At 39.1% G+C, this 8,770-nt stretch carries 8 protein-coding genes and 1 pseudogene; 7 read left to right on the forward strand and 2 right to left on the reverse strand.

Annotation, left to right across the window (positions count from 1 at the left end):
* The 4 genes and pseudogenes from ACFE90_RS32750 to ACFE90_RS32765 form a co-directional block, all read left to right on the forward strand.
* Positions 1-2,960: pseudogene (locus ACFE90_RS32750) on the forward strand (cobaltochelatase subunit CobN); the annotation flags it as partial.
* Positions 2,961-3,012: 52 nt separating this feature from the next.
* Entirely contained in the window at positions 3,013-3,234 is a 222-nt protein-coding gene (locus ACFE90_RS32755) for a type II toxin-antitoxin system HicB family antitoxin (protein WP_375506476.1), read from the forward strand.
* Complete coding sequence (locus ACFE90_RS32760; protein ID WP_375506477.1) at positions 3,234-3,419, forward strand: type II toxin-antitoxin system HicA family toxin; 186 nt, start codon at positions 3,234-3,236, stop codon at positions 3,417-3,419. Before ACFE90_RS32755 ends, ACFE90_RS32760 begins: the two co-directional genes overlap by 1 nt.
* A 186-nt stretch (positions 3,420-3,605) precedes the next feature.
* Positions 3,606-4,235 (forward strand): GNAT family N-acetyltransferase, encoded by a 630-nt coding sequence (locus ACFE90_RS32765; RefSeq protein ID WP_375506478.1) that lies wholly within the window; start codon positions 3,606-3,608, stop codon positions 4,233-4,235.
* A gap of 23 nt (positions 4,236-4,258) precedes the next feature.
* Here ACFE90_RS32765 and ACFE90_RS32770 read toward each other — a convergent pair whose 3' ends face one another.
* Positions 4,259-5,770 (reverse strand): hypothetical protein, encoded by a 1,512-nt coding sequence (locus tag ACFE90_RS32770; protein ID WP_375506479.1) that lies wholly within the window; start codon positions 5,768-5,770, stop codon positions 4,259-4,261.
* Positions 5,771-5,884: 114 nt separating this feature from the next.
* Between ACFE90_RS32770 and ACFE90_RS32775 the strand changes: the two genes are divergently transcribed.
* Entirely contained in the window at positions 5,885-6,007 is a 123-nt protein-coding gene (locus ACFE90_RS32775; RefSeq protein WP_375506480.1) for a hypothetical protein, read from the forward strand.
* Between the two features lie 531 nt (positions 6,008-6,538).
* Entirely contained in the window at positions 6,539-6,979 is a 441-nt protein-coding gene (locus tag ACFE90_RS32780; protein WP_375506481.1) for a hypothetical protein, read from the forward strand.
* A 197-nt stretch (positions 6,980-7,176) separates the two neighbouring features.
* On the opposite strand, the gene ACFE90_RS32785 is transcribed toward ACFE90_RS32780, so the two are convergent.
* Positions 7,177-7,896 carry a Uma2 family endonuclease gene (locus ACFE90_RS32785; RefSeq protein ID WP_375506482.1) on the reverse strand — a complete coding sequence of 240 codons (720 nt, stop codon included), beginning with the start codon at positions 7,894-7,896 and terminating at the stop codon, positions 7,177-7,179.
* 420 nt (positions 7,897-8,316) lie between these two features.
* Between ACFE90_RS32785 and ACFE90_RS32790 the strand changes: the two genes are divergently transcribed.
* Positions 8,317-8,770, forward strand: a 454-nt coding sequence (locus tag ACFE90_RS32790) for a HAMP domain-containing protein (protein WP_375506483.1), incomplete at its 3' end; no start/stop codon positions are given.

The raw sequence follows: 8,770 nt of genomic DNA on the forward strand, positions 1-8,770 counted from the left end.
ACTCCCCAGTTGTTGGAATTCTCCTCTACCGTAAACACGTCATCACCAAACAACCATACATTTCCCAACTAATTCGCAGTTTTGAAAAAGCTGGTTTAACTCCTTTGCCTATTTTCATCAACGGCGTGGAAGGACATGTGGCGGTACGAGATTTGATGACAACCGACTATGAAATTCAGCAACGACAACTAGGTAATATAGAGACTCCCTCACTTTCTAGTGAAGCAGTGAAGGTGGATGCGATCGTTTCGACAATTGGCTTTCCTCTCGTGGGTGGCCCGGCTGGTTCAATGGAAGCTGGGCGTCAAGTGGAAGTAGCAAAGCGCATCCTCACTGCCAAAAATGTACCTTATATTGTTGCTGCACCACTATTAATTCAAGATATTTCCTCGTGGACGCGCCAAGGTGTCGGCGGATTGCAAAGTGTGGTGTTGTACGCATTACCAGAATTGGATGGGGCTATTGATACCGTTCCCCTTGGTGGTTTGGTGGGCGAAAATATTTATCTGGTTCCCGAACGGGTGGAGCGATTAATTGGTAGGGTAAAAACTTGGGTGTCTTTGCGGCAAAAACCTGCATCGGAACGCAAGATTGCCATCATTTTATATGGGTTCCCACCGGGTTATGGTGCTGTAGGTACAGCTGCATTATTAAATGTGCCGCGTAGTTTGCTGAAGTTTCTCCATGCACTTAAAGAACAAGGTTACACTGTTGGAGATTTACCCGAAGATGGAGAAGAATTGATTCGTTGGGTAAAAGAGGCGGATGAAATTGATGATACAAAAAATATTCCCGCGTCCGTTAGCGCCCGTACTCTAGAAAAATGGCTAGGATATCTGCAAACCTCCCGCATCGAAAAACAATGGAAATCTCTCACGGGAACTGGAATTAAAACTTATGGCGATGAATTCCAGATTGGTGGTGTGCAATTAGGCAATGTGTGGATAGGTATACAACCACCGTTGGGTATACAAGGCGACCCGATGCGCTTAATGTTTGAACGAGATTTAACGCCCCATCCCCAATATGCTGCTTATTATAAATGGTTGCAAAATGAGTTTCAAGCTGATGCTATAGTTCACTTTGGAATGCATGGGACGGTGGAATGGTTGCCTGGTTCTCCGTTGGGTAATACAGGTTATTCTTGGTCGGATATTCTGTTAGGAAATTTGCCTAATCTATATATATATGCGGCGAATAATCCCTCTGAATCGATGTTGGCAAAACGTCGCGGTTATGGTGTGTTGATTTCTCATAATGTACCACCTTATGGACGTGCAGGTTTGTATAAGGAATTGGTGGCGTTGCGAGATTTGATTTCGGAGTATCGTGAAGATCCGCAAAAGAATTATGTTTTGAAGGAAGGGATTTGTAAAAAAATTGCGGATTCTGGGTTGGATGCAGATTGTCCGTTTGAGGATGCGAAGAGGTTGGGGATTGCGTTTACTCCAGAAAATGTTCGGATGTTTAGCACTCATGCTTTTGATGATTATTTGGTGGAGTTGTATGAATATTTACAAGTTTTAGAAAATCGGTTGTTTTCTTCTGGGTTGCATACTTTGGGGGAAGTACCGAATGAAGAGGAATTGGCTTCTTATTTGGAGGCATATTTTGGGGAGGAAGAAGGAATAAACGAAGAAAGAGAAGAAGAGGAAAAACTAATAAGGGATTTGTTGATGCAATCTAGGCTTAAGTAAAGTTATTGTTTACGGGGTTTCATGGGGCCTTATATGCCGCGGGCGCCGGGTGGGGATTTGTTCCGGCAGGGGGCTGGGGTGTTGCCTACCGGGAGGAATATTCATGCTTTAGATCCTTATCGGATGCCTTCACCTGCTGCTTATGAACGGGGACGGGAAATTGCTCAAAAAATTATCGCCCAGCATTTGGATGAATATGGGAAATATCCGGAAACGGTGGCGGTGATGTTATGGGGATTGGATGCGATAAAAACTAAGGGTGAATCTTTGGGGATTCTGTTGGAATTGGTAGGGGCTGAACCTGTTAAGGAAGGAACTGGTAGAGTTGTTCGTTATGAATTGAAGCTGTTGGCGGAGGTTGGACATCCCCGCATTGATGTGTTGGGTAATTTGTCTGGGATTTTCCGGGATAGTTTTGTAAATATCATCGAATTATTGGATGATTTATTTCAACGGGCGGCTGATGCTGATGAAGCGGATGATCAAAATTTTATTAGGAAACACGCTTTAGCTTTAAAAGCCCAAGGTGTAGAGAATGCATCGGCGAGATTGTTTTCTAATCCGGCAGGTGATTTTGGTTCTTTGGTGAACGATCGCGTGGTTGATGGTAACTGGGAATCTGGCGAGGAGTTAGGCAATACTTGGCAAAGTCGCAATGTATTCAGCTACGGCAGAGAAGATAAAGGTCAAGCTAGACCGGAAGTGTTGAATACGTTATTAAAAACTAGCGATCGCATTGTTCAAGAAATCGATTCGGTAGAATATGGTTTAACTGATATTCAAGAATATTACGCCAATACTGGTGGTTTGAAAAAGGCAGCAGAAAAACAAGGCGGTAAGAAGGTTACAACCAGCTTTGTAGAAAGTTTCTCGAAGGATACTACACCCCGCAATTTAGATGATTTGCTGCGAATGGAGTACCGCACTAAGTTGGTAAATCCCAAATGGGCGCAAGCGATGGCAAATCAAGGTTCTGGTGGTGCGTTTGAAATTTCCCAACGGATGACGGCGTTGATTGGTTGGGGTGGTACTGCCGATTTTACCGATGATTGGGTTTATGATCAAGCGGCTGATACTTATGCTTTAGATGCAGAGATGGCGGATAAATTGCGTAAGGCAAATCCTGAAGCTTTTCGCAATATTTTAGGGAGAATGTTGGAGGCGCATGGGCGGGGTTTCTGGGAAGCTGATGGTGAGAAGTTGGATAAGTTGCGGCAATTGTATGAGTTGACAGATGAGGAATTAGAAGGTGTGACAGTTTAGAAACTAGATGCGTTAAAACTTAAAATAAAGACACTAACGATTAATAAAAATTATGGAAAATTCTTTTACTGCTGTATATGAAAAGTTAGATGACTGGTATATTGGCTACGTTCAAGAGTTACCTGGTGCAAATGTCCAAGAGAGAACTCTGGAAGAAGCTAGAGAAAGTCTACGGGAAGCGATAGAGTTAATTCTAATATCAAATCGGCAACTCGCAGAGCAACAAATTTCCGGTAAAGATGTCGTCCGTGAACAGATTACTGTCAAATTATAGTGAAAAGACGTGAATTGATTCGCCATTTGGAAAAGAACGGTTGTTTGTTTCTTCAGGAGGGTGGAAGGCATACGATTTATTACAATCCATCAAACAACAGAACCTCCGCAGTTCCAAGACATACTGAGATTGTTGATATTCTAGCTATCAAAATTTGCAAAGATTTGGAGATTTCTCCACCCTAATGTTGTTGTGGCATGGCACAGCTAAAATAGTCTAATAGAACAATTGACTTATGTTTCTAAAATACCAATATTTCTAATATTTAGAATGCATCAATTTAGCTGCGCCACGTTACTACAAATACTTATGTTTTCTCAAAATTCAACTCGCATTCCTATATATAAAATTTTGATTAGTATTCCAAATTTATGGAAATTAACAGTAATCATCCCTATATTACCTATATGAATTTATCTGCTTACTTGCCCTCAGAATACATACTTAGAGTCGCTACATATAAAGATATATTTAAAGTTTTTGAAATATATTATTTCGATTTTAAAAATATATTTTTTATAAAATTAATATTTTTTATTTCTATAATATTAATTGTATTCTATTTATTTGTTTATGATAAAAATATAAAATTAACTCTGTTAAGTTTGGCTCTTGGATGTTTAGCAACCATTCTTTTTATGATTTTTTTGTTAGCATTAAATATTATATCCATTTTACTAGCTGCACAGACAGTAAAAATATTATTAATTGAATATAAAAACCAAATTGTTGCTTACTCAATTTTTACTCGTCTCCAAAACTATTCAGAAATTAATAGATTGTATGTAAAGCCTAATCATCGCCATAAAGGTTTAGGTTCTTATTTAGTACAAACAATTATCCAGTCAGTAAATAAACCAATTTACTTGATTGCTGCTCCCAAGGCGCTTAATTTTTATATTCGTCTGAATTTTGTACCAATACCTAGACGCAAATTACCAAAAGGTTATAGTATAGCTTCTCGCAAGGGAAAGTTTGTTCTGGGATTTATATCTAAGTAACTTATAAAGGGAACTCCTATGTTCTAGCTTAAAATATACCAAGTACCATAATTAGTTTTAGATAAAATATGATATCTTTTTTCAATCAATTCTAGAATTTTTGGAAACTTTTCTTGAATCAGAGCGTCATATTTATTAGTAATAAATATATAAGGAGGCTTGGATGAATCTAACTCTCCTAGAAGTTGTGGCCATTGCTCAGATAAAAATAATTCAAGTGACCATCCATTTAGTGATGTTGCTTGAGTACGACCAGATAAATAATAAATAGACGGGTCACCAGCAACAAAAATTGCACCAGATAAACTTCCTGGTTGAGAGAGAAAGCCAATCTCTGAACGAAGTAATTTATAATCTCCTCTAAATACAGCCTGATATTTAAATCGGGTATCTTCAGTTAAAGCAAAATTATTCTTAACTAGAGGAATACTCTTAATTTGAAAATTCCATAATAAAGGTGATAAAAACAACAATGACACCAGAATTTTAATTATTGGTGAACTTAATTCGTTGAAACGCTCCCATAATATATCTAAACCTTTAGTTGCTAAAATACCTGTAGGTACAAATAAGAGTAAATAATGATACATCCAAAGTGACCTAATTTGTATATAAATAACACCCAGCCCAAAAATAAACCAAACAACCAATAACAAGGTCAATAAGTTTTTATTCTTACGCAACGATACATTTACTGCAATAATAGCCATCACAACTAAAGTGATAAAATTCTTTAAGAACCATAGGTTTCCAGAAATTAACTTAGATTTATCCAATCTGCCATTAGCAACTACCTGACTTGGATATACAAAAAATGTCTTATATACAATTGATAAACTATCGACTGAGGCAAAATAGCTGGCAATAAGTAAAATAGGAAAGAGAACTCCTATAAAAATTGGCAGGCAAATTTCAAGAACAATTTTTTTAGTGTTTTGATGTTTTATCAATATAGAATAAAGCAAAGCAGTTAGCCAAAAACAAAGTATTATAGGCAAAAATATTAATTTAAATATCAGGACAATTCCACCCATGAAGCCTGAGAGTAAAAGTTGAATAAATCTCGGCTTTCCTTCATGATTAAAAGATTCATAAGTTAGCCAAAGACATAAAAATAAAGGAAAACCAACTAGCCCTTCTAGTTGAGTAAATTGCTTATGATATGAAACAAGATAGTAAACACCAACCGTTAACAAAGGTACTAAACTTGCTACTATCTTATGCCGAAAATAAGTTTTTAGAGTTAGCAGTAATGTAATAGAAAAAAGCATCATGTAAATAAGCTCAAAAATATGGATGCCAGTTTCATTAAAACCAAATAAATTTCCTGCTAAAAAATAAAAGTAATAAATTCCAGGTTGCTTTAGATCCCAAAAATCCCGATAGAGTACCTTTCCTTGTTGCATCTCTAAAGCACCTGTTGTAAATAGTGCTTGATCTCCTGAAAATGGAAAAGGTAAATTTATCAAACCAATTATGAGAACACAAATCAAAACTAAAAAGTCAACTTTATTTAATTTAGGAAGATTAATCATGAAAATTTACTTTGATTGAATAAATATAATATTGTCAAGCTAATTCATAACTGTCAATACTGTAAAAGGGACTGGGGATTGGGGATTGGGGACTGGGTGTAAAATCGAAAAATTATGGTGAAGGCTTTTACCCACTACCAAATTTTAAAAACTTTTCCCAGTACCCAGTACCGGAGCGGCGGTCGTTCCGACGCTCGTTCCGACGCTCGTTCCTCGCTAACGCTACGCTATCGCTAACGCTACGCTATCGCTAACGCTGCGCTATCGCCGCAACCAGTTGATTTATGTAAGAGGTATTATCTCAGACAACAAGCAAAAGCGATGTCTACGACGGGCTACGCCTACGCTCTTACGCTTGAGGCTGTAAAAATTTAAACCTTTGCAGCTAAGATTACTTCATCTATAAGAAAGGCTTAAGTTTTTCTTGCAAATGTATAAGTCGTTGCAACAAACGCTTAATACTTTGCAACAAATGCTTTTCCATGTATAAGAAAGGCTTAAGTTTTTCTTGCAAACATATAAGTCGTTGCAACAAACGCTTAATACTTTGCAACAAATGTTCTTCCATGTATAAGAAAGGCTTAAATCATTGCAGCAATTGTTGTAACGAACTTATCAATCTATTTAATGCCTAGAAAAAATATAGTCTAAGTGAAATTAACTAAACTTTTAAAGATCCAATCGCAACTGATTTGTTATATTTTCCCATGACAACTATAAATAATATTGTATAAAACAGTACTGCTAACCTAGTTGCAGAGATGTATTATGGCACGTCGTAAAAGAAATTCCAGCGTTTTAGAACGAGCCGATCGCCGGATTGAAAGTTTACAATCTATCAGTGTACAACTTGACTTTGGCCAAGGATTGACTATACAAGCTTACACCATGACAATTAACAATCTCCGGTCTAAGCTTGCTGCCTACAACACTGCATTATCTACCATTGACAAACTTACAGATGACGTGAATAACGCCGAAAAGGCTGTAATAGCGATGTCAGAAAAAATGTTACTAGGAGTTGGCAGCCGTTACGGTAAAACCAGCCCAGAATACGAGATGGCGGGTGGTGCTAGACGAAGTAATACCAAGAAGAAGCGAAGCGTACTAGGCAATTCCAAACTCACCAATTCTTTAGCAGCCGATTCTGTTAAGCTTTCTTCTACAAATGGATCTATGAATGGGGCATCGGGTGCGATCGTAAGTTGAGTAAAATCTAATAGGGTTTAGTGTCAACTTAAGCTCAAACACTCAATTTACCGTGGTTTGAGATCCCCAATCTCCTTTCCAAGGGGGCACTAGTTGCCCCCTTGGAAAGGCCAGGGTGTTACACAAGTCGAATTACCCCCCTTGGAAAGGGGAGGGTTAGGGTGGGGTAAAACTGACACGAAAACTCAGTGAGTAAACTATTTCAGACTTGTGTGTTTCTTCAACTGCTGCACAAACGCATTATGTTCCGGTGACTTCAACCCCGCTTGCACCACCTCCAACACTCGCACCATCTGATTACTTAACAGCGCTTCCACCGCTAACCACAAACCCGGAAACACCTGAGAGCGAATAATTCCATCTGCACCGGGAGATAGCAATCGATAGTCGCCATCAATTAGGCAAAACCATTCAATTTTATTCTCGTAAGATTGCCAGATTACGTACTCCAACACCCCATTACGGCGATAAACCTGCTTTTTGCTGCCTCTATCAATAGCGGCACTACTCGCGGCAATTTCAACAATCAATTCGGGAGATCCTTCAATGTAACCGTCGCTGCTCAAACGGGTTTGTCCGCCTGCGTCTGGTTCAATAAACAACGCTGCATCTGGCTGGGGTTCATTGTCTAAATCTAGTCTGACTGTTGGTTCAATGCTCAAGTCAACGCCAGGAGTCAGTGATTGGTAAACACCTAACCAAGTTATCACCCGACTGTGGAGTTTGCCATGCTGCTCATGTTTTACAGGAGATGCGACATAAACGATTCCTTCAATCAGTTCTGCTTTCTTGATATGGGGTGCAGCCGCATAACGCCGTTCAAATTCAGGGCGAGTTAGGCGATGTCTACGACGGGCTACGCCTACGCCACTTTCAAGCGGAGGCAGATGTCTCTGGGGTGAGTACTCTCTAACCATTTGCCAATCCTTGGAGTTGCCGGATATTTCTGACTTTAGCAAACCTCAGTTATCAGTTAAGATTTATTGATTTGCTGCTTTCCTCAAATTCCAAAAATCATAAAACGTAATGTTAATTGTCATCGTGTGTTCTCCTGTGCCATGCTGTACTCGCCCAGGGTAGGCATCGCTGACAATTGATGCTGCACAACAGAGTTCAAGTAGCTATCATTAGCTAAGTGGGATGCCAGATACATTGATGCAATACCATTTAGTTAGCAGCCTTTGTCAACTGCTTACACTCGCACCCATAAAAATTAGTTCGATCCACTTTTTATTCCCGCTTTCTATTGTGATACGCATTAGCTAAAAGTACTCTAAATAGGTACGGGGTGCAAAAAATACAAAAATTTTTCAATAATCAAGATTAAGGATAAGGTTATGGCAACCGAACAGTTAACTAGAGACAGCGACAATCTCGATTTAAATCAGCTGTTAAGAACGCTGAATGCTGTTAAACAGGGTGACTTCTCGGCTCGGATGCCCATAGACCATACTGGTGTAGCAGGGAAAATCGCTGATACGCTCAATGGTATTATTGACCAAAATGAGCGGATGGCGGCAGAACTACAACGGATTGGTAACGTTGTCGGCAAAGAAGGCAAAATTGCCGATCGCGCCTCTCTCGGAGATGTTCGAGGTTCTTGGTTAGATTGTGTTACTTCTGTCAATACTCTAATTACAGATTTAGTTCAACCAACAGCTGAAACTACTCGGGTAATTCGGTCAGTTGCCAATGGTGACTTATCGCAAACGATCGCTACAGAAATTGAAGGCAGACCGCTTCAAGGTGAGTTTCTCCAAACTGCTAATATCGTCAACACGATGGTGGATC

The sequence above is a fragment of the uncultured Nostoc sp. genome, assembly GCF_964245445.1.
Taxonomy (GTDB): domain Bacteria; phylum Cyanobacteriota; class Cyanobacteriia; order Cyanobacteriales; family Nostocaceae; genus Nostoc.

What these genes read in the sequence shown, in the direction of transcription:
- ACFE90_RS32755 (WP_375506476.1), top strand. Translation starts at nt 3,013, where the DNA reads ATGGAAAATTCTTTTACTGCTGTATATGAAAAGTTAGATGACTGGTAT.
- ACFE90_RS32765 (WP_375506478.1), top strand. Translation starts at nt 3,606, where the DNA reads ATGGAAATTAACAGTAATCATCCCTATATTACCTATATGAATTTATCT.
- ACFE90_RS32770 (WP_375506479.1), bottom strand. Translation starts at nt 5,770, where the DNA reads ATGATTAATCTTCCTAAATTAAATAAAGTTGACTTTTTAGTTTTGATT.
- ACFE90_RS32775 (WP_375506480.1), top strand. Translation starts at nt 5,885, where the DNA reads ATGGTGAAGGCTTTTACCCACTACCAAATTTTAAAAACTTTTCCCAGT.
- ACFE90_RS32780 (WP_375506481.1), top strand. Translation starts at nt 6,539, where the DNA reads ATGGCACGTCGTAAAAGAAATTCCAGCGTTTTAGAACGAGCCGATCGC.
- ACFE90_RS32785 (WP_375506482.1), bottom strand. Translation starts at nt 7,896, where the DNA reads ATGGTTAGAGAGTACTCACCCCAGAGACATCTGCCTCCGCTTGAAAGT.